The sequence below is a fragment of the Pedobacter sp. UBA4863 genome, assembly GCF_002399615.1.
Taxonomy (GTDB): Bacteria; Bacteroidota; Bacteroidia; order Sphingobacteriales; family Sphingobacteriaceae; genus Pedobacter.
Genome location: NZ_DHDZ01000061.1, coordinates 6,111 through 6,324, shown reverse-complemented (window position 1 = coordinate 6,324; position 214 = coordinate 6,111).

Genomic DNA, 214 nt, shown 5'->3' with positions numbered 1-214 from the left:
GATAAATTTTAAACAGGCTCTTAGGCGTGCGATAAATTTATCCGCTGTTTTTAACTCACTTATTCCTTTATTTCAAACGTTTGTGTAAATTTTCTTTACGTTACGGCAACTTTACAATAGGCTTAATTATACCAAAAAGCTACAAAATTGCCTCGTTCAAAAAAAACATCCTTTTTGTGCAATTAGTAAGCAGCTGTTTAAAAATGATATTAAT